This is a genomic window from Aquabacterium sp. A7-Y (genome assembly GCF_026153205.1).
Taxonomy (GTDB): Bacteria; Pseudomonadota; Gammaproteobacteria; order Burkholderiales; family Burkholderiaceae_C; genus Caldimonas.
Window position 1 is genome coordinate 313,562 of the sequence record NZ_JAPFBW010000001.1, and the last position, 19,545, is coordinate 333,106.

Below are 19,545 nucleotides of genomic sequence, written 5' to 3' on the forward strand. Positions count from 1 at the left end.
CCCGCTCCGATCCGAGGGACCGCCTTGACCTACGACGCCTACCGCAGCTACCACGCTGTCAACCTCGAAGCCCGCACCGCCCAGGCCTCGCCCGTGCAGCTGGTGCTCATCCTGATGGACGGCCTGCTGGAAGAGCTGGCCCGCGCCCGCGCCCACATCGAGGCGCGCCGCTACGAGCTCAAGGCGAAGAGCCTGGACAAGTGCATCGACATCCTCAACGGGCTGTCGAGCGCGCTCGACCCCGAGTCCGGCGGCGAGGTGGTCGCCAACCTGGGCCGCCTCTACGACCACTGCGCACAGCGGCTCTACCAGGCCGGCTACGAGCTCGATCCCGCGATGGTGGACGAGGTCAGCGGCCTGGTCGGCACGCTCAAGCGCGGCTGGCAGGGCGTGGAGTCGCGCCGTGGCTGACCGGCAGGCGCGGCTGCTGAGGCTGGCGGGGCGCCTGAGCCATGCCGCCACGATGCGCGACTGGGCCGAGCTGGCCGAGGCCGACGCCGAACTGCGCGCGCATGCCGCCGAGTTCGCCGCGCGCGAGCACTGGAGCACCGCCGAGCTGCGTGCCTTCGCGGTGCTGGAGCACGCCCATCTGCAGGCGCGCGAGCGCTGCGCCTGCGAGGCCGAGCGCACCGAGGCCCGGATGGCCGAACTGCGCAGCCGCAGGTCCGGCTGGATGGCCTACGCCCTCAACGGCGATCCCGACGAAAGCAACCCATGACCCCTCTCACGATGACGGCCCCGACGGCCGGTCGGCCGCTGGCCGACAGCGCACCGGCCTTGCCCGGTGGTTCGGCGCCCTTGGCCGCCGCTGGCCCCGCCGTGGCCGGCCGGCCTGCGGCGGCTGTGGTGCCGCCCTTTGCCGGCGCCTTGCAGCAAATGGTGATGCAAGGCGCGACGGAGCTCCTGCGCGAGCCTGCCGCGCTGCCGGTGCTGCCCGCCGGGGTCCCGGCACAGCCGGAGCCGGCCGTGGCCCCGCCGGCCCTGCCCATCGGGCTGCCGGTGCCGGCACCGCTGGCGGTCTTGTCTGCGCTGCCCGCTGCGGCCCCGGTACTCCGGCCCGTGGCGCCCCGGCCTGTCGAGGCCGCCGAGCCGGCAGTCCCTGCCGACGCAGCTCCGCGGCTGCCCGAAGCGTCCGCCGAGGCGGCCGCGGCGCTCGGACTCGCGATGCCGCCCTGGATGGCCGCGCTCCTCGGGGCGCAGCCGGCCACGGCGGCTGTGCAACCCGGCGCGCAACCCGTCACGGCGGCTGTGCAGCCTGCCACGGCGGCTGTGCAGCCGTCGGCGCTTGTCGGCGCCGACCTCGCGCTCGCCGTACCGGCCCGTCTGCCGGCCGGGGTGCCGGACCTGATGAATGCCGCTGCGGCGGCGCAGCTGAAACTGGCGCTGCCGGCCCAGGCGGCCGGCGAGCCGGCGTCCGCTGCCGCTGCCGCTGCCCCGGGGGCTGCGGCTCCCGCGCCGCTGCCGGCGCTGCTGCGCGAGCTGCCGGCCGTCGCAGCGCCGCCGGACCAGGGTTTCGGCAGCGGCGGCACCGGCGAACCCTTGCCCTCGCAGGCCGGCGCCACCGGCCACGCGCTGCAGGCGGCCTTGTCGCTGCAGGCCGGCCCCGACGCTGTCGAAGCGGCGGCCGCGCCGGCACAGGGCCTGCACACACGCCAGCCCGGCTCCACGGGACTGGCCGAGGTGCTGGGCGAACGCCTGCGCTTCCAGCTCGCCAGCGGCAGCGACCGCGCAGTGATCCGGCTCGACCCGCCCATGATGGGCAGCATCGAGATCGTGATCCGGCACGAGGCGGGCGGCCTGCAGGTGCAGATGAGCGCCACCCATGGTGAGGTCGCGCGCCAGCTGCAGGCGATCGGCGACACCTTGCGCCAGGACCTGGTGCAGCGCCAGTACGGCGAGGTCTCGGTGGTGGTGGTGGCCGACGGTGGCGCGCGCGATCGCGACGCCCAGGGCCGCCAGGGCCGCGAGCAGGGGCAGCCACAACAGCCGGGCCGTGGCCTGGCCGAGGAATCGGATGAAGGTCGCGGCGGCTTCGGGCTTGCCGACGACGGCAAGGAAGGACGATGAAAAAAAGCATGCTCGTGCTCAGCCTGGTGCTGGGCGGCACCCTGATCGCGGCGGCCGCCGGCGGCGCCGCCTGGTTCCTGTTGCCGCGCCAGGCCGCGGCGGGCGCCCCGGCAGCGGCCGCGCCCCCCAAACCGGAGCTGGAGCCGGACACCCAGGAGTACCGCTACGTCACGCTGGACAAGGTGATCGTGATGCTGCGTGGCCTGGACGGCGAGGCGCGGGCCCGCTACATCGCAGTGGATCTGGTCTTCAAGACGCCCGTGAAGAAGGAGAAGGCCACCAAGGCCCAGCTGCCGCTGCTGCGCAGCGTCACGGTGCAGGCGCTGTCGAACTACACCCGCGAGCAGGCCAGCCAGATGAACGTGGAGCAGTTCACGGCGGTGCTCAACCGGGCCTTCGCCAAGCGCTATGCCAGCGACCGGCAGGAGGCGCCTTTCACGCAGGCCATGCTCGGCAAGCTGATCATCGAGTGAGCACAGTTCCGGGCCCGGGCGCTTAAGGATTTGGCTGATCAAGGAAACCTGCGGAACAGCCGCAAACCAGGGGGCGTCCTGCCGTCGGCGGGCCGCCCCTTGTTCGATCCACACTGCCTGATACCGCACCCATGGACTACGGCTACGCCGAACTGCAGAGCGTCGAGAGCGTCGCCACGCGTCTCGCGCCCGGCGAGGAACAGCGCCAGCTGCTGGCCTATGCGCCGCTGGTCAAGCGCATCGTGCGGCAGCTGTCGTCGCAGGCGGGCGGCGCGATCGACCGCGAGGACATGGAACAGATCGGCCTGATGGGCTTGCTGGAGGCGTTGCGGCGCTACGGCACGCCGGACGAGAAGTTCGGCGCCTTCGCGGCGCTGCGGGTGCGCGGCGCCATCCTCGACGAGCTGCGCCGGCAGGACTGGCGGCCGCGCGCGGTGCGCCAGGAAAGCCACCGGGTGCGCGACGCGGTGCGCGAGCTGACGCGCAAGCTCGGCCGCGAGCCGGCCGAGGCCGAGATCACCCAGGCGCTGGGCTTGAGCTCCGAGGCCTGGCAGGCCCACCAGCTGAGCGAAAACGCCGAGGTGATGGCGAGCTTCGACGAGCTGCTGCACGAGCTGGACAACCAGCCGGCCGACACACTCTCGCCCGAGACCCAGCTGGTGCGCCGGCGCTCGCTGGAGCAGGCGCTGGGCCAGCTCGACGAGCGCGAGCAACGCGTGATCCAGCTCTATTACGAATACGAGGCGAACTTCAAGGAGATCGCGGCCGTGCTCGACCTCACCGAGGCCCGGGTGTGCCAGATCAACAAGGGCGCGCTGAAGAAGATGAAAGCCTTTCTCGAGGCCTGAACGGAGAACCAAGAGATGATGCAACTCATCGGTATCGGCATCGTGCTCGGCTGCGTGTTCGGCGGCTTCATGCTCATGGGCGGCAGCTTCAGCGTCATCTGGGAGCCGGTGGAGCTGTTGATCATCGCCGGCGCGGCGCTGGGCGCCATCGTGCTGGGCAACCCCAAACATGTGCTGGCGGAGATGGTGATCCAGCTGCGCAAGCTGATCACCACCAAGCAGCAGGGCTCGGAGTTCCAGCGCCAGCTGCTGCTGCTGATGTACGAGCTGCTGCAGACCGCCGGCGGCGGCCTGAAGGCGCTCGACCAGCACGTCGAGGCGCCGCACCAGAGCCCGCTGTTCCAGCGTTATCCGCTGATCCTCGAAGAGCCCAAGCTGCTGGCCTTCATCGTCGACAACTTCCGCCTGATGGCGATGGGCAAGATCAACGCCCACGAGCTCGAAGGCGTGCTGGAGCAGGAGCTGGAAGCCATCCACGACGAGCTGACCCAGCCGGCCAAGTCGCTGCACAAGATCGCCGAGGCGATGCCGGGCTTCGGCATCCTGGCCGCCGTGCTGGGCATCGTGATGGCGATGAACACGGTGGCCGACGGCGCCGCCGCCGGCGAGATCGCCGCCAAGGTGGCCGCCGCGATGGTGGGCACCTTCATCGGCATCTTCTTCTGCTACGGCGTGATGGACCCGATCAGCAACATGATGAAGCAGCTGGTGACCCAGGAGATGTCCACGCTCGAATGCGTGAAGGTGGTGCTGTGCACGCATGTGGCCGGCAAACCGCCGCTGCTGGCGATCGACGCCGGGCGCCGCTTGGTGCAGCTGAACATCAAGCCCAGTTTTGCGCAGCTGGAGTCGTGGATCGACGCGCTGCAGCAGCAACCTGCTTGAGCGCCAACGCGAACCACCCATGAGCTCAAAGCACGACAAGCACGCGGAAGCCGTCATCAAGCGGGTTTCGCGCAAGCACGAGGACGACGGGCACGGCGGCGGCTGGAAGGTCGCCTTTGCCGATTTCTGCCTGGCGCTGATGTGCTTGTTCATGCTGTTGTGGGTGCTCTCCGCACGCGACAGTGAGCGTGCCTCGCAGGCGCTGGCGGCCGGCAGCACGATCGAGGAGGGTGCCGGCCCCCAGTTTGGCGAATCGATGCGCAGCGCCGACGGCAGCCTGATCTCGCGCGAGCCGGTGCCGGCCACCGCGACCGGGCCCGCCGGCGATTCGGCCGAGCCGCGTCCCGAGAAGGTCGAGCCGGTCAAGCGCCGCTACGACACCGCCGCCGAGCAGGAAGACCTGTCGCAGCTGCTCAAGCAGCTCAGCGCGGAATCCGGCCTGGCCGGCAACCTGATGACCGACATCACGCCGCAGGGCCTGCGCGTGATGCTGCACGACACCGAGCGCCGCGGCATGTTCAAGCTGGGCAGCGCGGTGCCCAGCGAGCGTTTCTCGGAGCTGCTGCGCCGCATGGGCCCGCTGTTTGCGCAGATCGAGAACCAGATGCTGATCGTCGGCCACACCGATGCGCTGCAGTACGCGAGCGCCGGCACCAGCGGCCAGTCCAACTGGAGCCTGTCGAGCAACCGCGCGATGGTGGCGCGTGCCCACCTGCTGGCCGGCGGCATGCCGACCCAGAGCGTGCTGCAGGTGGTCGGCATGGCGGAGCGCGCGCCCATCGATGCCGTGCGCCCCACCGCGGCGGTCAACCGCCGCATCGAGCTGCTGATCATGACCACCTCCCAGGCCCGCGCGACCGCCGCGATGTTCGGCGTGCCGGGCGAGGTGAAACCGCTGACGGAAGGGGTCGACACGGCCCTGCCCGAGCGCGAGGCGCTGCGCGATCTGCGCCACCGACTGAGTGAGGGCGGGCCCGCTGCCGCGGGCCGCTGACCAGATGCGTACCAACAAGACACGAGGCGATCGAATGAGAATCACCGCAACCGGCCCCCAGACCGCGGCCGCTCCCGTCGCTTCCACCGCTCCCGCCGTCGAGGCGACGGCCCCCGTCGCGGCGGTTGCCCCGGTGCGCGCCGCCGGCCTGCAGTCGGCGGCCCTGCAGCCGGCGATGGCCGCGATGCAGGCCCTGCCCGAGATCGACGCCGCCAAGGTCGAGGCCTTGCGCGATGCGCTGGCGCGCGGCGAGGTGCGCTTCGACGCGAAACGCCTGGCGGGTCTGATCGAGCGCTATCACGGAGCCGGTCGATGAGTGCTCAGGGACCGCTGGCCCAGCTGCTGCAAGGCGTGCGCGCCGACCTCGGCGACTACGCCCGGCTGCACGAGCTGCTCGAAGCGCAGTTCGAGGCCGCGCTGCGCCACCAGAGCGCGCGACTGGGCGAGCTGGCCGAGCAGATCAGCGGCCTGGCCGCGACGCTGGAGTTGCGCCGCCAGCAGCGTGTTGTGCTGGCCGCGGAACTGCTCGGTGCCGGGACGCGCCCGAACGTCGCGGCGATCGAGCCGCTGCTGCCGCCGCAAAGCGGCGCCACCTTGCGCGAATGGTGGAGCTCGCTGGAGCAGAGCGTGCGCGATTGCAAGGCGCTCAACGCGCGCAACTGTCGCCTGATGATGGACCAGCACGAGATCATGCAGCGGGTGCTGCACCCGGAGGCCGACCTCTATGCTCCGGCCTGAGTTCGACCCTTTTTCCGCTGCGCTGCCGGCCTTCGGCGAGCGCATCGCCGCGCCCACGGGTGGCAGCGGCTCGGCCGCCTTCGCGCTGGGTGCGCAGGTGCGTGAGGAAGTGCGGTCCTTCATCGAAGCCGGCGCGGGTGGCAGCGCTGCCACCGGCCTGAGCGTGGAGGGCGGCCTGCATCGCGCGCGCCTGCAGGCCGGCTCGCCCGCTTCCATCGCGGCGGCGGCGTTGGAGCCGGCGGCCCTGCGGGCTGATGGCCTGGACCTGCAAGCGCCGGCCGGCAGCATCTCCGACCCCCAGCAGCGTTTCCTGGCCGAGATCGCTCCCTGGGCGGACGAAGCCGGGCGCCGACTGGGCGTCGCGCCGCACTTGGTGGCCGCGCATGCCGCGCTGGAGTCGGGCTGGGGCCAGCACCCGCTGCGCGGCCCCGACGGCCAGACCACCCACAACCTGTTTGGCATCAAGGCCGGCAGCCGCTGGAGCGGTGCGGCCGCCGATGCGGCGACCACCGAATACGTCGGCGGCAGCCCGGTCGCGACGACCGAGCGCTTCCGCAGCTACCCGGACGCCGGCAGCGCCTTCCGTGACTACGCGGGGCTGCTGCTGGGCAACCCGCGTTACCGCGAGGCACTGAACACCGGCAGCGACGCGCGCGCCTTCGCCGAGGGCCTGGCGCGCGGCGGTTATGCGACCGACCCGGCGTATGTCGACAAGCTGGTGCGCATCGCGACGCGCCTTCAGTCGGTGGAGTGAGCAGGCATGGCTGGCGGCAAGTCCGGTTCGACGGTGGAGCTTGAAGTGATGCGCGCTTGGATCACGCGGCCGGTTTTCGCGTTGCGCACGCGGACCACCTCGCCCCGGCCGCCGGCTTCCAGTGCCTCGCCGGCCACGCTGACCTCGATGCCGGCGTGGCGCGCGACGATCTGCACCTTGTCGCCGCGCCGGAGCAGCTGCGGCACCACCAGCGCGCGCCGCGACAGCGGCTGGCCGGCTTTGAGCGGGCGCCGGCTGGTGCGGCCCACCGCGTCCTCGGGATCCGACAGCGTGTCCTGCAGCGACGCCACGGGGCGCCGCTCCAGCGCCAACTCCTCGGCTTGCAGCGGGCGGCCGGCGGGCACTTCGGTGGTGCTCACCAGCACTTCGGCCGAGACGACCGCGCGCACGACCACCGCCACCCTCCAGCTGCCCGCGTCGCCCGCGCGGCAGTCGGCGACAAAACGCAAACGCGCCGGATGGCGTGCGTCGAGCGTCTCGATCTCCAGCGTCCCGGGGCAGGGCGGCAGCGGCCGCGTGCCGGTCAGCACCTTCAACTCGAAGCCCGGCTCGCGCAGCCCCTCGCGTCGGGCCTGCTCGTCGAGCAGCCCCCGCGCGACCTGCGCGACCTGGTCCTCGGGCGTCGCCGGGGCGCCGGAGACGGCCTCGCCCAAACACCCCCACAGCAAGGTTGCACCGCAGACCGCGGCGCAGCGCCGGTTTTTCTTCGATCCGTTTTTCGATGCGAAAGGCAAGAGCATGGCTATCGATTTCGACAAGGCCCTGGGTCTGCACCCGGAGGCCCTCAAGCTGAGGGCCGAACGGACGAAGATCCTGGCGTCCAACATCGCCAACGAGAACACCCCGGGCTACCAGGCGCGCGACATCGACTTCGCCGCGGCGCTCGCCGGCGCCGTGGCCGGTGAAGACGCCGGCGGCCTGGCGCTGGACACCGACACACTGTATCGCGTCCCGAACCATGCCTCTCAGGACGGCAACACGGTGGAACTGGGTGTCGAGCAGGCGGCCTTTTCCCAGAACGCGTCGGACTTCCAGACCAGCCTGACCTTTCTCAACATGAAGCTCAAGGGACTGGCCAAGGCCATCTCGGGACAGTGAGACCATGACCTTCCGCAACATCACCCAGATCGCCGGCTCGGCGATGACCGCGCAGTCGGTGCGGCTGAACACCGTCGCGAGCAATCTCGCCAACGCCCACTCGGCCGCTGGCAGCGAGGCCGAGGCCTACCGTGCCCGCAAGCCGGTGTTCGCCGCCGTCGCGCAGCACAACGGCCTTGCCGGCGGTGCCCGCGTGCAGGTGCTGGACGTCGTGCAGAGCGACGAGCCGGTGCGCCGGGTCCACGAACCGGACCACCCGATGGCCGACGCCGAGGGCAAGGTCTACTACCCCAACGTCAACAGCGTCGCCGAGATGACCGACATGATGGCCGCCTCGCGCGCCTTCGAGAGCAACGTCGAGGTGATGGGCCGCGTCAAGCAGATGCAGGCCAGCCTGCTGCGCCTGGGTGAGGGTTGAAGACCATGCAGACCACACTCGACACCACCACCCAGAGCAGCGGCGCCGGCGCGAGCACCACACCGGCCGCAGCGGCCGGCGGCAACGGTGCGCCCTCGCAGCTGTTCACCACCTTGCTGGTGGCGCAGATCAAGAACCAGAACCCGCTGGAGCCGGCCGACCCCAGCCAGTTCGTCGGCCAGCTGACGCAGCTGAGCCAGATGGAGGCGCTGCAGAAGCTGGCCGCCCAGGGCGAAGCCCAGGCCGCGATGCTGGGCAGCCTGCAGCAGCTGGCGCTCGGCGCCCAGGTCGGCGCCACGGTCAGCGTGCGCAGCGACAGCGTGCGCCTGCAGGACCAGCCGGTGTCCGGCCGCTTCGTGCTGGACAACGCCACGCAACAGACCGCCGTCGTGCTGACCGGGGCCGACCGCCAAGCGCGCCGCATCGAGCTGGGCCCCCAGCCGGCCGGCGAGGTCGGCTTCAGCATCGATCCGCAGATGCTGGGTCTGCCGCCCGGCCGCTACGCCCTGCAGGTCGACACCGGCAGCGGCAGCGGTCCCGAGGTCGAGGTCAGCGGGATTCTCCAGAACGTCAAGCTGTCCGCCTCCGGCGGCAGCCTGCTCCATATCGATGCCGTCGGCGACGTCGCGGCGAACGCCATCACCGGCCTGCACGGCCGTCCCTGAAGAGGAGGAGACATCATGAGTTTTGCCATTGCACTGTCCGGCATCAACGCGATCAACTCGGAGCTGAACACCATCTCCAACAACATCGCCAACGCCGGCACCTACGGCTTCAAGTCCAGCCGCACCAACTTCGCCGCGATGGTCGCGGGCACCCAGCCCACCGGCGCCGAGGCGGCGTCGATGACGCAGAGCATCGAGACCGGCGGTGGTGTGGTCAACACCGGGCGCGCGATGGACGCCGCCATCCAGGGCCGTGGCTTTTTCGTCACCCGTGACAGCTCGGGCGAGATGCTCTACACCCGGGTCGGCATCTTCAATGCCGACAAGGACGGCTACGTGGTCGACAGCTTCAACCGGCGCGTGCAAGGTTACGCCGCCACCGAGGCCGGTGCTGCCGCGGGCGCCATGGGTGACCTGCGTGTGCCGATGGGTCAGGTCGCGGCCAAGCCCAGCGACGAGCTGAAATACGTCGGCAACCTGTCGGCCGGCTGGACCACGCCCACGGTGGCGACCTTCGACCGCACCGACCCGCTGAGCTTCAACAGCTCCATGGTCTCGGTGGTGCACGACTCGCTGGGTGTGCAGCACAGCGTGACGCAGTACTTCGTCAAGAGCGCGACCAACCAGGTCACGGTGCACTACACCTTCGACGGCGCCGGCCTGGCCCAGACCACCACGCTGGACTTCGGCAGCGACGGCCAGCTGACGGCGCCCCTCGGCCCGCTGGCGCTGGCCCTGGGCACGCCCGCCGGCGCCAATGCGCTGTCTGTCGCGCTGGACTACACCGGCACCACCCAGTTCGCCGGCGAAAGCACCACCACCGTCAACAGCAGCAACGGCCACGCTTCGGGCACGCTGATCGGCCTGCAGCTGGACGACACCGGCTCGGTGGTGGCCCAGTACAGCAACGGCGAGAAGCAGAGCGTCGGCACCCTGGCGCTGGCGACCTTCGCGAACGAAAACGCGCTGGTGCCGGTCAGCGAGACCAGCTGGTCGACCTCGGTCGGCTCGGGCACGCCGCTGTTCTTCACGCCGGGCTCCGGCATGGCGGGGACCCTCAGCGTGGGCGCGCTGGAGCAGTCCAACGTCGACATGACCGGCCAGCTGGTCAGCCTGATGTCGGCCCAGCGCAACTACCAGGCCAACACCAAGGTCATCTCGACCCAGAACGAGATGATGCAGTCGCTGATGCAGGCGGTCTGAGCGGGCCATGGACGCGCTGATCTACACCATCATGAGCGGCGCCGAGCGGGCCCAGCGGGCCCAGCAGGTGCATGCCAACAACCTCGCCAACCTCGAGACGCCGGGCTTTCGCGCCGACCTCGAGCTGGCCACCGCGCAGCCGGTCGAAGGCTATGGCTACGACGCGCGCCATCTGAGCGGCCTGCAGGCCAACGCGGTGAGCTCGCGCGAAGGCGCGCTGCGACAGACCGGCCGCGAACTCGATGTCGCGATCACCGGCCCGGGCTACTTCGCCGTGCAGTGGGGCGAGGGCGAGGCCTACAGCCGCGCCGGCGCCTTCACGCTGGATGCCGAAGGCCAGCTCACCTTGGGCGGCCGCCCGGTGCTGGGCGACGGCGGGCCCATCGTGCTGCCGCCCTTCAGCCGCGTCGAGATCGGCAGCGACGGCACCCTCTCGATCCAGCCTCCCGGCCAGGCCGAGCTGCAGCCGGTCGACAAGCTCAAGCTGGTGCGCCCCGAGTCGGGCGAGATCAGCAAGAACGAAGCGGGCCTGATCGTGCCGCGGCAGGGCGGTGAGCTGCCCGCCGACGAGACGGTGGTGGTGAAAAGCGGTTTCCTCGAAGGCAGCAATGTCTCGGCCATCGAGGAGATGGTCGCGACCATGAACCTCAATCGCGACTTCGAATTGCAGATGAAGCTCTATCGCGCGGCCGACTCCATGGCCGAAGCCGGCAACCGGCTCATCCGCGAGTGAACACACGAAAGGACAGGACATGAATCCCGCAATGTGGATCAGCAAGACCGGCGTGCAGGTCCAGGACGCGAAGCTGCAGGCGATCGCGAACAACCTGGCCAACGTCAACACGGTCGGCTTCAAGCGCGACCGCGTGGTCGCCGAGGACCTGTTCTACCAGGTCGAGCAGCAGCCCGGCGCCCAGCGTGCCGACAACACGCTGGCGCCCTCGGGCATCCAGCTCGGCAACGGCACCCGCGTGGTCGGCACCCAGAAGGTGTTCACCACCGGCAACCTGCAGACCACCGGCCAGTCCCTGGACGTCGCCATCGTGGGCAACGGTTTCCTGCAGGTGGCGCGCCCCGACGGCGAGACTGCCTACACCCGCGCCGGCCAACTGCAGGTGGACGCCGAGGGCCGCCTGGTCAATGCCCAGGGCCTGCCGCTGCTGCCCGAGATCACGGTGCCGGCCAATGCGACGGCCATCACGATCGGCGAGAACGGCGTGGTCTCGGCCACGGTGCCGGGCTCGGCCACCCCGACCGAGCTGGGCCAGCTGACGCTGGCCAGCTTCGTCAACCCGACCGGCCTGCTGGCGCTGGGCGAGAACCTCTACCAGGCCACCGCCTCGAGCGGTGCCGCCACCGAGGGCAACCCCGGCGAGGAGGCCTTCGGCAAGCTCAAGCAGGGCGCGCTGGAAGGCTCCAACGTGCAGGTGGTGGAGGAAATGGTGGACATGATCGCGGCGCAGCGCAGCTACGAGATGAACACCAAGGTGCTGTCGGCGGCGGACAACATGCTGCAGTCGCTGGCGCAGGCGGTGCGGTGATGCGCACGGCCTTCTGCTCCGTTTCGCTGGCCCTGGCGGCCTTGCTGCAGGGCTGCGCCACCCAGGCGCTGCAGGCGCCGCTGGCCGACGAGCCGCCGCCCCCGGTGGCCGCCGTGCCGCAGGCCAAGGGCAGCGGCGGCGGCGTCTTCACGGGCGGCAGCTCGTGGTCGCTGGTGGCCGACCGCCGGGTGTTCCACCCCGGCGACGTGCTGACCGTGATGCTGCAGGAGACCACCCAGGCGAGCAAGAAGGCCGACACCAGCATCGGCAAGGACAGCGACGTCGCGGTGAAGGCGCCGGTGCTCGCGGGCAAGGCGCTCAAGGCGGACATCGGTCTGGGCGCCTCGCGCGACTTCTCCGGCAGTGCCTCCAGCACGCAGCAGAACACGCTGCAGGGCGCCATCACGGTGGTGGTGCAGGAAGTGCTGCCCAACGGCCTGATGCGTGTCAGCGGCCAGAAGGTGCTGACGCTCAACCAGGGCGAGGAGTTCATCCGCCTGAGCGGTTATGTGCGCCCGGCGGACGTGGACGTCAGCAACCGCGTGTCCTCGCAGCGCATTGCCAACGCCCGCATCGCCTACGCGGGGCAGGGCGCGATGGCGGATGCCAACAGCGCCGGCTGGCTGACCCGGCTGTTTTTCAGCCCCGTGATGCCGTTCTGAAGCAAGGAATTCCGAGATGATCTCCCCCTTCCGTGCCGCCCTGGCGCTGGCCCTGGCCGGCCTGATCGCGGCCTTCGCGGCACCCGCCGCCGCTGCGTCGCAAACGCTGCGCAACCTGGTGCGCGTGGAAGGCATGCGCGAGAACCAGCTGATCGGCTACGGCCTGGTGGTCGGCCTGCACGGCACCGGCGACAGCACCCAGGTGAAGTTCTCGGGCCAGTCGGTCACCAACCTGCTCAAGCAGTTCGGCATCGAGCTGCCCGGCGGTGGCGACACCAAGCTCAAGAACGTCGCGACCGTGATGGTCAGCGCGGTCTTTCCGCCCGGCTACCGGCGCGGCCAGACCATCGATATCACGGTGTCCTCGCTGGGCGACGCCAAGAGCCTGCGCGGCGGGGTGCTGCTGCTGACGCCGCTGCGCGCGGCCGACGGCGAGGTGTATGCACTGGCGCAGGGCAACCTGGTGGTCGGCGGTCTCTCGGCCCAGGGCAACAGCGGGTCGAGCGTGACCGTGAACACACCGACCTCGGGCCGCATTCCCAACGGCGCCAGCGTGGAGCGCGAGATCGCGACCGATTTCGACTCCAACCCGACCGTGCGCCTGAGCCTGAAGCGCCCGCACTTCCAGACCGCGACCAACATCGTCGAGGCCATCAACCGCCGTCACGGCGACATCGCGACAACCCGCGACGCCACCAGCGTCGAGGTGGTCGCGCCCGCCGACCCGACCCGGCGGGTGGCCTTCGTGGCCGCGCTGGAAGCGATGCCGATCGACGTCGGCGCGGAGGTTCCGAAGGTCGTGTTCAACTCGCGCACCGGCACGGTCGTGATCGCCGAAGGCGTGCGAGTGCGTGCGGCCGCGATCTCGCACGGCTCGCTGAAGGTGGTCATTTCCGAATCCACCGCGGTGAGCCAGCCCCAGCCCTTCGGCCGCGGCGAGACGGTGGCGACGCCGCAGTCCCGGGTCGCGGTGGACCAGGGCTCGGGCCAGATGTTCAAGTGGCCGGCCGGCGCCAGCCTGCAGGCCATCATCGACACCGTCAACAGTACCGGCGCCTCGCCCGACGACATCATGGCCATCCTGCAGGCGCTGGACCAGGCCGGTGCGATCGACGGCGAACTCGTGATCCTGTAAGCCTGCCATGGACCCCTTGCTGACCCCCGCCGCCGGCGCGGCGCCCGCCGCGGGCGCGCCCGAGGACAAGGTGCGCGCCCAGGCCGAGGCCGCGGCGCAGAAGTTCGAGGCCTTTTTCATCACCGAGATGCTGCGCCAGATGCGCCGCACCACCCGGGAGATGGCCGCCGACGACAGCGCCTCCAACCAGCGCATCAACGAGGACATGCTGGACATGGCCGACGGCCGCACGGCCGACACGCTGGCCGGCCAGCGCGCCTTCGGCATCGCCGACGCCATCCTGCGCCAACTATTACCGCCGCAGGCCCCCGGCGTGACGGCGGCGGTGGATCGGGCGTTTAAGCCCGGCGCGAAACCGGTCGCCTCGGCAGAGTAAGCACCACCGTCGAAGCCATGTCCATCATCCAGAACGCACTGTCCGGTTCGCTGGCCGCGCAAGCCGCGCTGAACACCGCCAGCCAGAACATCGCCAACGTCATGACGCCGGGCTACACCCGCCAGGGCGTGCTGCTGGTCGCCGCCAAGCCCAGCCAGGCGGGTTCGATGGGCGCCGGTGACGGCGTCAAGGTACCGGCGCTGCAGCGCTTCAGCGACGGCTACAAGAGCCTGCAGCTGTGGAACGCCGCGTCCGAGCTGGGCCAGCGCGAGAGCGTGCAACCCTACCTGGGCCAGCTGGAGCAGGTGATGGGCGACGAGGCCTCCAGCCTCAACGCCGGGCTGGACCAGTTTTTCGGCGCCCTCAACGCGGCCAGCGTCGAGCCCACCTCCAGCCCGCTGCGGCGCCAGATCGTCACCGCGGCCGACGCGCTGGCGCAGCGCTTCAACAGCCTGCACCAGGTGCTGTCCAACCAGCGTGCCTCGATCTACCAGCAGCGCCTGGCGAGCGTCGCGCAGATCAACACCTTGTCGGTCGACATCGCCGCGCTCAACCGCGAGATTTCGGCCACCCGCGCCAGCGGTCTCAACCCCTCGGGACTGATGGACGAGCGCGACCAGAAGATCGATGCGCTGGCCGGACAGGTCGGCATCCAGGTGGTCGAGCAGGCCGACGGCAGCCGCAACGTGCTGCTGCGCAGCGGCCAACCGCTGGTGGTCGGCAACGCCGCCTCCACGATCGTCGCGCAGGGCCAGCCCGACGGCACGCAGAAGCTGGTGCTGAGCTTCGCGAGCGAAAGCTTCACGCTCGCCACCGACCGCCTGGGCGGCCCGCTGGGCGGGCTGCAGGACTTCGAGCAGCGGGTGCTCGGGCCGCTGGTGGCCTCGGTGCGCGAGATGGCCGAGGCCATCAGCACCCGCTTCAACGACCAGCTGGCGGCCGGCTACGCGATGGACGGCAGCGCCGGCGCGCCGCTGTTCAGCTTCGACGCCTCCGCCGCCGACGGCCTGCTGCAGGTGGACACCAGCCTGTCGGCCGACGCGCTGGGCTTCTCGGCCGACCCGGCCCAGCCCGGCAACAGCGACAACCTGCTGGAGCTGATCGAGCTGCGTCAGCAGCCGGTGACGCTGAGCTCGCTCGGCGACGTGCTGCTGCGCGATGCCTACACCCAGCTGGTGGGCAAGATCGGCACCGACAGCCAGCAGAACCAGACCGCGCTGAAGACCGCCCAGACCGTGCGCAACCAGGCCGAGGAGAGCTGGAAGTCCACCAGCGGCGTCAACAGCGACGAAGAAGCCATCAACCTGATGCAGTACCAACAGATGTACCAGGCCAACATGAAAGTCATCGCGGTGGCGAACCAGCTGTTCGACAGCACGCTTGCGATGCTGGCCTGAGCGGAGACATAACAATGCGCATCGCCAGCAGCCACTACCACAACACCATGAACACCGCGCTGCAGACCGCGTCGGCCCGGGTCGGCGAGGTGCTGCAGCAAATGGCCTCGGGCCAGCGCCTGATGGTGCCCAGCGACGACCCGGTGCGCCAGGTGCGTGTATCGCGCCTGCAGCGCGAGGACGCCGCGATCGGCCAGTACCGCGACAACATCGGCGCCTTGCAAAGCCGCCTGAGCCAAAACGAGGCGCTGCTCGGCAGCATGACCCAGGACATGCTGCAGGCGCGCGACCTGCTCGTCTGGGCCTCCAACGGCGGCAACACCGCCGAGGACGTGGCGGCGATGGCCGACGCCATGAGCGCGCTGCGCGACAGCCTCTACTACAGCGCCAACAGCCGTGACCAGGAAGGCCGCTACATGTTCTCGGGCACCGCCACCGCGACGCCGGCGGTGGCCCTCGACACGGGCGCGGCGGCCGGCGCGCGCTACAGCTTCGGCGGCAACACCGTGACCCAGAAGGTCATGGTCGGCAATGGCATCACCCAGCCGGCCAACGTCAACGTGTCGGACCTGCACGAGCTGCTCAACCTGCTGGACCTGACGGTCGAGACCCTGCGGACGCCCGGCGCCTCGGTGGCCGATCCCGTCACCCGCGACACCTTGCGCAACACGCTGGACGGGCTGGATGTCACGCTCGGCACGGTGGGCGACCGCATCGCCTCGCTGGGCGGCGCGCAGAACATCCTCGAGACCCTGGACGGCAACCACGAGAACGTGAGCCTGGCGAACCAGCAGGCCCTGATCGATCTGGGCCAGCTCGACTACGGCGACGCGGCGGTGCGGCTCAACGGCTACACCACCGCGCTGCAGGCGACCCAGAAGGCCTATGGCCAGGTGAGCCGCCTGTCGCTGTTCGACGCGCTGTAAGCGAGCGACCGACCGGAGCCCTGCGCCATGCAGATCACCCCCCTCGCCAGCGGCGCCAACACGCCGCGCGTGGCCGCCAGCGACGAGGCCGCGCCCGCGGCCCCGCGCAGTGCCGGGCAGGCGGCGGTCGCCGCCCGCGAGACGCCCGCGCCCGCGCGCGCGCCGCGTGCCGGCCTGCGCTCGTGGGACCCCCGCTTCAACCAGCAGCTCGCGGGCGCCCAGCGGGCGCTGGACTTCCTCAACGAAACGGTGCGCCAGCTGGAGCAGCTCAAGACCCAGCTGGCCGGCCGCCTCGCGGCCGTCTCGGCCGAAGCGGGCGGCGCCCAGGCCGGCTCGCTGGAGCGCTCGCTGCAGCGTTTCGCCGCGCACTGGCGCCGGCGCGCCGAGGCCGGCGGCGGCACGCTGGACAGCCGGCTGGCCCACGTTGCGCAGGGTAGCGCCCGGCAGCGTTTCACGGTCCGCGGCCTGGAGCTGGCGAGCCTGCGCAGCGGCGGCGCCGAGACGCTGGCCTTCAGCGTGGGAGCGGCCGGCCAGAAGGCCGTGCGCGTGCACCTGGAGCCCGGGCTGTCGGACGATGAGCTGGTGCAGCGCCTCGACCAGGCGCTCGCGCCAGCCGGCATCCGCGCCGAGCGCGACGCCCGCGGCGAGCTGGTCTTCAGCACGCCGGAGTCGGAATGGGCCCGCGTGCGCGACGGCCTGGCCGTGCACGGCGGCGGCATCCGCTTTCCCGGCGGTGCCTTCCATGCCGCCCGCATCGAGGCGGAGCCCGAAGCGGTAAGGCCGGAATCCTGGGCCGTCGAGCAGCGCGCCAAGCTGCGCGAGACCCTGCAGGAAGTGCTCGACGCGCTCGACCGGGTGCGGCGCGCGCGCGAGTCGGTGCAGCAGGCGCTGGCGCGCAGCGGCGAACGCTTCGACGCCGGCGCGGCGCTGCAGGAGGCCGGCCGGGCGCAAGGCCAGGCGGTCGAGTTCGAGCGTGCTGCCGCGCAGCCGGGCTACGACCTGCTGCAGTCCATCGCCCCGGCCTTGAGCGGGCTCGGGCGCCACCGTGTGCTGGCCCTGCTCGGCCTGGGCGGCGGCTGACCTGCGCCCGCTGCGGCGTGTCGTGGCGGCTGTTCCGGCCGGATAAGCATTTTTCCTAGGTCGCGCTACGGCAACACCGAGCGCCGGGCCCGACCCTCCTGAATATCCTTACAGGATGACCTCACCCAGCCGGCTGCAGCACGACGCGCGTGCGCCACGCGGCGGCGGCAGGCTGGCAGCGTGGACGTTGACAGTGGCCGCCGTCGGCGCGGCGGCGTCGCTCGGACTCGCCCAAGCGGCCGGCGGCCAGCCGCAGGCGGTGCTCGGGCTGGGCCTGCTGCTGTCGGCGGGCGGCGCCGCGGTGTTGCCGCTGGCGAGCCTGCTGCGCCGACGTCGCCGCGACGCCGAGGCCGCCCGCGAGGCGCTCCAGGGGGCCGAGCAGCGGCATGCCGAAGTGCTGGCCGAACTGCGCCAGGCGCAGGCGCGGCTGCAGGAACAGGCGCAGATCGCGCAGGCGGCACCGGCCGCCGTGGACGAGCCGGCGCCGGGGTCGACCGCCGCGGACGACGCGCTGGCGGTCCTCGATCCGCAAGGACGGGTGCAGCGCTGGAATGCGGGCGCGGTGCGCATCTGGGGCCAGAGCCCGGAGGCCGTGCTGGGCCGTCCTTTCGAAGACCTCTTCGAACAGGCCGATCGGGTGCAGGTCCACGACGCCGTGGCGCAGGCCCTGCACGAGGGCAGCGGCCCGGGCGGCGCGGAGGTGCGGGCGCTGTCGGTCCAGGGTGATGCCTTGTGGGTGCTGCTGTCGGTCTCGCGTGCGCCGGACGCGGCGGGCCCCGGCCCCTGGCTGCTGGTGCGCGGCATCGACGTCACCGCCCGCCGCCTGGCCGACGACGCGCTGCGGCACGCACTGCGGGGCGCCCAGACGCACAACGCCCGGCTGCTCGGATTGAGCCGTGCCTCGGTCGAGATCAACCGCCTGATCGGCCATCCCGAACTGGCCCAGCGCATCGCCGACGACGCCCGCCACCTGATTCCCGCCCACCTCTGCCTGCTCAGTTTGCGGCCGGCCGCGCCCAGTGCCGCGCCGGTGCACGCGATGTCGCTGTCTTCGCGCCACGCGGGCCTGCGCGGCGGCGACCCGGACGCGCTGGGACAGGGCCTCTATGCGATGGTGATGCAGCACGCGAGCCCGCTGCTGCTCGGCAGCGAGGAACTGCAGCGTCATCCGCGCTGGAGCACCTTGGCTGCGGCTTTGCCCGGGCAGCCGGCGCTGCGCGGCTGGCTGGCGGTGCCCATGTTCGGGCGCGACGGCGAGCCGCTGGGCGTGCTGCAGCTGGCCGACCGCTACGAAGGCGAGTTCGATCACGAGGACCTCGCGCTGGCAGGCCAGCTGGCCCAGGTGGCGGCTGCCGCGATCGAGTCCGACGCCTTGTGCGCGCGTGCCCAGGCGGTGGGCCGGCAGGCCCTGCCGCCTGCGGCCGAGAGCGGCTCTGTCGCTGCCGGCCAGCCGGCCGGCGGATCCGAGCCGGCCTTCCCGCTGGACGAACTCGCGACGCTGGCTTCGCAGGAGCTGCAGGAGCCGGTGCGCAAGCTGCAGGGTTTCGCCGAGCGCCTGCGTGAACGCCAGGCGGGCCGCCTCGACGACGCGGGCCGGCAGGACCTCGACCGCATCACGCAGGCGGCGGCCCGCCTGTCGCGCCTGCTTGCGGGGCTGCAGGACTACATGCGCCTCGCGGCGGCTCCGACGGCTTTCCGCAGCACCGACCTGTACGAACTCGCGCGCGCCGTGCTGGCCGACCTGGAGCCGGCACTGCGGCGCAGCGGCGCCGAGGTGAGCCTGCAGCCGATGCCGGTGGTGTCGGCTGACGCGGCGCAGCTGCAGCAGCTGCTGCGCCAGCTGCTGGACAACGCGCTCAAGTTCACGCATCCCGGCGTGCCGCCCCGGGTGAGCATCGCGGCGCGCACCATGGTGGCGCCGGCGTGGCCGGGCCAGGCCGCCCGCGCCATGGTGGAGCTGGAGGTGCGCGACGAGGGGCCGGGCTTCGACCCCGAGCATGCGGAGCGGGTTTTCCTGCCTTTCCAGCGCCTGCATGGGCGCAGCCGCTACGAAGGCTCCGGCCTGGGCCTGGCGATCGCGGCCCGGGTGGCCGAGCGGCACGGCGGCAGCATCGAGGCGCGCCCGGTGCCCGGGCAGGGCGCCTGTTTTGTCGTCCGGCTGCCGTTGCAGCAGGGCGAGGTGGAAGCGCTGCCGGTGCCGGCGGAGGCGCCGGGGCGGCCGGCAGCCGCCGGCGTGGCCGTGCAGGACGCGGCATGAGGAACAC

24 protein-coding genes are annotated in these 19,545 nt (G+C 71.4%); 23 read left to right on the top strand and 1 reads right to left on the bottom strand.

The features are described 5' to 3' along the window. The first annotated feature begins 24 nt into the window (after window positions 1-24). From fliS to OOT46_RS01510, 10 genes are all read left to right on the top strand, one after another. The gene (gene fliS, locus OOT46_RS01465; protein WP_265401799.1) at window positions 25-411 is read left to right on the top strand and encodes a flagellar export chaperone FliS; all 387 of its coding nucleotides are present in this window, start codon (window positions 25-27) and stop codon (window positions 409-411) included. Further along, window positions 404-718, top strand: a complete 315-nt coding sequence (locus OOT46_RS01470) for a hypothetical protein (protein WP_265401800.1) — start codon at window positions 404-406, stop codon at window positions 716-718. The genes fliS and OOT46_RS01470 overlap by 8 nt, the downstream gene beginning before the upstream one ends. Then, window positions 715-2,067: a flagellar hook-length control protein FliK gene (locus tag OOT46_RS01475; protein WP_265401801.1), complete on the top strand. Its 1,353-nt coding sequence runs from the start codon at window positions 715-717 to the stop codon at window positions 2,065-2,067. Before OOT46_RS01470 ends, OOT46_RS01475 begins: the two co-directional genes overlap by 4 nt. Next, on the top strand, window positions 2,064-2,540 hold the full coding sequence (locus OOT46_RS01480; RefSeq protein ID WP_265401802.1) for a flagellar basal body-associated FliL family protein: 477 nt from the start codon (window positions 2,064-2,066) through the stop codon (window positions 2,538-2,540). The genes OOT46_RS01475 and OOT46_RS01480 overlap by 4 nt, the downstream gene beginning before the upstream one ends. Before the next feature lie 131 nt (window positions 2,541-2,671). Beyond that, window positions 2,672-3,388 carry an RNA polymerase sigma factor FliA gene (fliA, locus tag OOT46_RS01485; RefSeq protein ID WP_265401803.1) on the top strand — a complete coding sequence of 239 codons (717 nt, stop codon included), beginning with the start codon at window positions 2,672-2,674 and terminating at the stop codon, window positions 3,386-3,388. A gap of 15 nt (window positions 3,389-3,403) precedes the next feature. Beyond that, window positions 3,404-4,273 carry a flagellar motor stator protein MotA gene (motA, locus tag OOT46_RS01490; RefSeq protein WP_265401804.1) on the top strand — a complete coding sequence of 290 codons (870 nt, stop codon included), beginning with the start codon at window positions 3,404-3,406 and terminating at the stop codon, window positions 4,271-4,273. A gap of 19 nt (window positions 4,274-4,292) precedes the next feature. Continuing rightward, on the top strand, window positions 4,293-5,267 hold the full coding sequence (locus OOT46_RS01495; protein ID WP_265401805.1) for a flagellar motor protein MotB: 975 nt from the start codon (window positions 4,293-4,295) through the stop codon (window positions 5,265-5,267). Between the two features lie 34 nt (window positions 5,268-5,301). Beyond that, a complete protein-coding gene (gene flgM / locus OOT46_RS01500) occupies window positions 5,302-5,583 on the top strand; it encodes a flagellar biosynthesis anti-sigma factor FlgM (protein WP_265401806.1) in 282 nt (93 codons plus the stop codon). After that, window positions 5,580-6,005, top strand: coding sequence for a flagellar export chaperone FlgN (flgN, locus tag OOT46_RS01505; RefSeq protein WP_265401807.1), 426 nt, complete (start codon window positions 5,580-5,582; stop codon window positions 6,003-6,005). Before flgM ends, flgN begins: the two co-directional genes overlap by 4 nt. Continuing rightward, window positions 5,992-6,759, top strand: a complete 768-nt coding sequence (locus tag OOT46_RS01510; RefSeq protein WP_265401808.1) for a glycoside hydrolase family 73 protein — start codon at window positions 5,992-5,994, stop codon at window positions 6,757-6,759. Before flgN ends, OOT46_RS01510 begins: the two co-directional genes overlap by 14 nt. Here the strand turns inward: OOT46_RS01510 and flgA are convergent. Further along, window positions 6,744-7,520, bottom strand: coding sequence for a flagellar basal body P-ring formation chaperone FlgA (gene flgA / locus OOT46_RS01515; protein ID WP_265401809.1), 777 nt, complete (start codon window positions 7,518-7,520; stop codon window positions 6,744-6,746). The two genes, OOT46_RS01510 and flgA, sit on opposite strands and share 16 nt — an antisense overlap. Between flgA and flgB the strand changes: the two genes are divergently transcribed. The 13 genes from flgB (at window position 7,519) to OOT46_RS01580 (ending at window position 19,538) form a co-directional block, all read left to right on the top strand. Next, window positions 7,519-7,878 carry a flagellar basal body rod protein FlgB gene (flgB, locus tag OOT46_RS01520; protein ID WP_265401810.1) on the top strand — a complete coding sequence of 120 codons (360 nt, stop codon included), beginning with the start codon at window positions 7,519-7,521 and terminating at the stop codon, window positions 7,876-7,878. The two genes, flgA and flgB, sit on opposite strands and share 2 nt — an antisense overlap. 4 nt (window positions 7,879-7,882) lie before the next feature. Further along, window positions 7,883-8,296, top strand: a complete 414-nt coding sequence (gene flgC / locus OOT46_RS01525) for a flagellar basal body rod protein FlgC (RefSeq protein ID WP_265401811.1) — start codon at window positions 7,883-7,885, stop codon at window positions 8,294-8,296. A 5-nt stretch (window positions 8,297-8,301) separates the two neighbouring features. After that, complete coding sequence (locus OOT46_RS01530; protein ID WP_265401812.1) at window positions 8,302-8,961, top strand: flagellar hook capping FlgD N-terminal domain-containing protein; 660 nt, start codon at window positions 8,302-8,304, stop codon at window positions 8,959-8,961. 15 nt (window positions 8,962-8,976) lie between these two features. After that, window positions 8,977-10,164, top strand: a complete 1,188-nt coding sequence (locus tag OOT46_RS01535) for a flagellar hook protein FlgE (protein WP_265401813.1) — start codon at window positions 8,977-8,979, stop codon at window positions 10,162-10,164. Window positions 10,165-10,171: 7 nt separating this feature from the next. After that, window positions 10,172-10,897, top strand: a complete 726-nt coding sequence (locus OOT46_RS01540; protein WP_265401814.1) for a flagellar basal body rod protein FlgF — start codon at window positions 10,172-10,174, stop codon at window positions 10,895-10,897. Between the two features lie 19 nt (window positions 10,898-10,916). Then, on the top strand, window positions 10,917-11,705 hold the full coding sequence (flgG, locus tag OOT46_RS01545) for a flagellar basal-body rod protein FlgG (protein WP_265401815.1): 789 nt from the start codon (window positions 10,917-10,919) through the stop codon (window positions 11,703-11,705). Beyond that, on the top strand, window positions 11,705-12,367 hold the full coding sequence (gene flgH, locus OOT46_RS01550; protein WP_265401816.1) for a flagellar basal body L-ring protein FlgH: 663 nt from the start codon (window positions 11,705-11,707) through the stop codon (window positions 12,365-12,367). The genes flgG and flgH overlap by 1 nt, the downstream gene beginning before the upstream one ends. Before the next feature lie 16 nt (window positions 12,368-12,383). Next, a complete protein-coding gene (locus OOT46_RS01555; protein WP_265401817.1) occupies window positions 12,384-13,502 on the top strand; it encodes a flagellar basal body P-ring protein FlgI in 1,119 nt (372 codons plus the stop codon). A gap of 7 nt (window positions 13,503-13,509) precedes the next feature. Further along, window positions 13,510-13,878, top strand: coding sequence for a rod-binding protein (locus OOT46_RS01560; RefSeq protein WP_265401818.1), 369 nt, complete (start codon window positions 13,510-13,512; stop codon window positions 13,876-13,878). 17 nt (window positions 13,879-13,895) lie between these two features. After that, on the top strand, window positions 13,896-15,275 hold the full coding sequence (gene flgK, locus OOT46_RS01565) for a flagellar hook-associated protein FlgK (RefSeq protein ID WP_265401819.1): 1,380 nt from the start codon (window positions 13,896-13,898) through the stop codon (window positions 15,273-15,275). 14 nt (window positions 15,276-15,289) lie between these two features. After that, complete coding sequence (flgL, locus tag OOT46_RS01570; RefSeq protein WP_265401820.1) at window positions 15,290-16,201, top strand: flagellar hook-associated protein FlgL; 912 nt, start codon at window positions 15,290-15,292, stop codon at window positions 16,199-16,201. Between the two features lie 27 nt (window positions 16,202-16,228). Continuing rightward, complete coding sequence (locus tag OOT46_RS01575; protein WP_265401821.1) at window positions 16,229-17,281, top strand: hypothetical protein; 1,053 nt, start codon at window positions 16,229-16,231, stop codon at window positions 17,279-17,281. A 115-nt stretch (window positions 17,282-17,396) separates the two neighbouring features. Beyond that, window positions 17,397-19,538, top strand: coding sequence for an ATP-binding protein (locus tag OOT46_RS01580; protein ID WP_265401822.1), 2,142 nt, complete (start codon window positions 17,397-17,399; stop codon window positions 19,536-19,538). Window positions 19,539-19,545 lie beyond the last annotated feature (7 nt).

Excerpts from the sequence above, each read along its gene's own strand:
- OOT46_RS01560 (WP_265401818.1), top strand. The coding sequence starts at position 13,510 with ATGGACCCCTTGCTGACCCCCGCCGCCGGCGCGGCGCCCGCCGCGGGC.
- OOT46_RS01575 (WP_265401821.1), top strand. The coding sequence starts at position 16,229 with ATGCAGATCACCCCCCTCGCCAGCGGCGCCAACACGCCGCGCGTGGCC.
- flgH (WP_265401816.1), top strand. The coding sequence starts at position 11,705 with ATGCGCACGGCCTTCTGCTCCGTTTCGCTGGCCCTGGCGGCCTTGCTG.
- OOT46_RS01475 (WP_265401801.1), top strand. The coding sequence starts at position 715 with ATGACCCCTCTCACGATGACGGCCCCGACGGCCGGTCGGCCGCTGGCC.
- flgM (WP_265401806.1), top strand. The coding sequence starts at position 5,302 with ATGAGAATCACCGCAACCGGCCCCCAGACCGCGGCCGCTCCCGTCGCT.
- flgG (WP_265401815.1), top strand. The coding sequence starts at position 10,917 with ATGAATCCCGCAATGTGGATCAGCAAGACCGGCGTGCAGGTCCAGGAC.
- OOT46_RS01510 (WP_265401808.1), top strand. The coding sequence starts at position 5,992 with ATGCTCCGGCCTGAGTTCGACCCTTTTTCCGCTGCGCTGCCGGCCTTC.
- OOT46_RS01480 (WP_265401802.1), top strand. The coding sequence starts at position 2,064 with ATGAAAAAAAGCATGCTCGTGCTCAGCCTGGTGCTGGGCGGCACCCTG.
- OOT46_RS01535 (WP_265401813.1), top strand. The coding sequence starts at position 8,977 with ATGAGTTTTGCCATTGCACTGTCCGGCATCAACGCGATCAACTCGGAG.
- flgN (WP_265401807.1), top strand. The coding sequence starts at position 5,580 with ATGAGTGCTCAGGGACCGCTGGCCCAGCTGCTGCAAGGCGTGCGCGCC.
- motA (WP_265401804.1), top strand. The coding sequence starts at position 3,404 with ATGATGCAACTCATCGGTATCGGCATCGTGCTCGGCTGCGTGTTCGGC.
- OOT46_RS01540 (WP_265401814.1), top strand. The coding sequence starts at position 10,172 with ATGGACGCGCTGATCTACACCATCATGAGCGGCGCCGAGCGGGCCCAG.
- flgC (WP_265401811.1), top strand. The coding sequence starts at position 7,883 with ATGACCTTCCGCAACATCACCCAGATCGCCGGCTCGGCGATGACCGCG.
- flgA (WP_265401809.1), bottom strand. The coding sequence starts at position 7,520 with ATGCTCTTGCCTTTCGCATCGAAAAACGGATCGAAGAAAAACCGGCGC.
- OOT46_RS01580 (WP_265401822.1), top strand. The coding sequence starts at position 17,397 with ATGACCTCACCCAGCCGGCTGCAGCACGACGCGCGTGCGCCACGCGGC.
- OOT46_RS01555 (WP_265401817.1), top strand. The coding sequence starts at position 12,384 with ATGATCTCCCCCTTCCGTGCCGCCCTGGCGCTGGCCCTGGCCGGCCTG.
- flgK (WP_265401819.1), top strand. The coding sequence starts at position 13,896 with ATGTCCATCATCCAGAACGCACTGTCCGGTTCGCTGGCCGCGCAAGCC.
- fliA (WP_265401803.1), top strand. The coding sequence starts at position 2,672 with ATGGACTACGGCTACGCCGAACTGCAGAGCGTCGAGAGCGTCGCCACG.
- OOT46_RS01495 (WP_265401805.1), top strand. The coding sequence starts at position 4,293 with ATGAGCTCAAAGCACGACAAGCACGCGGAAGCCGTCATCAAGCGGGTT.
- flgL (WP_265401820.1), top strand. The coding sequence starts at position 15,290 with ATGCGCATCGCCAGCAGCCACTACCACAACACCATGAACACCGCGCTG.
- OOT46_RS01530 (WP_265401812.1), top strand. The coding sequence starts at position 8,302 with ATGCAGACCACACTCGACACCACCACCCAGAGCAGCGGCGCCGGCGCG.
- flgB (WP_265401810.1), top strand. The coding sequence starts at position 7,519 with ATGGCTATCGATTTCGACAAGGCCCTGGGTCTGCACCCGGAGGCCCTC.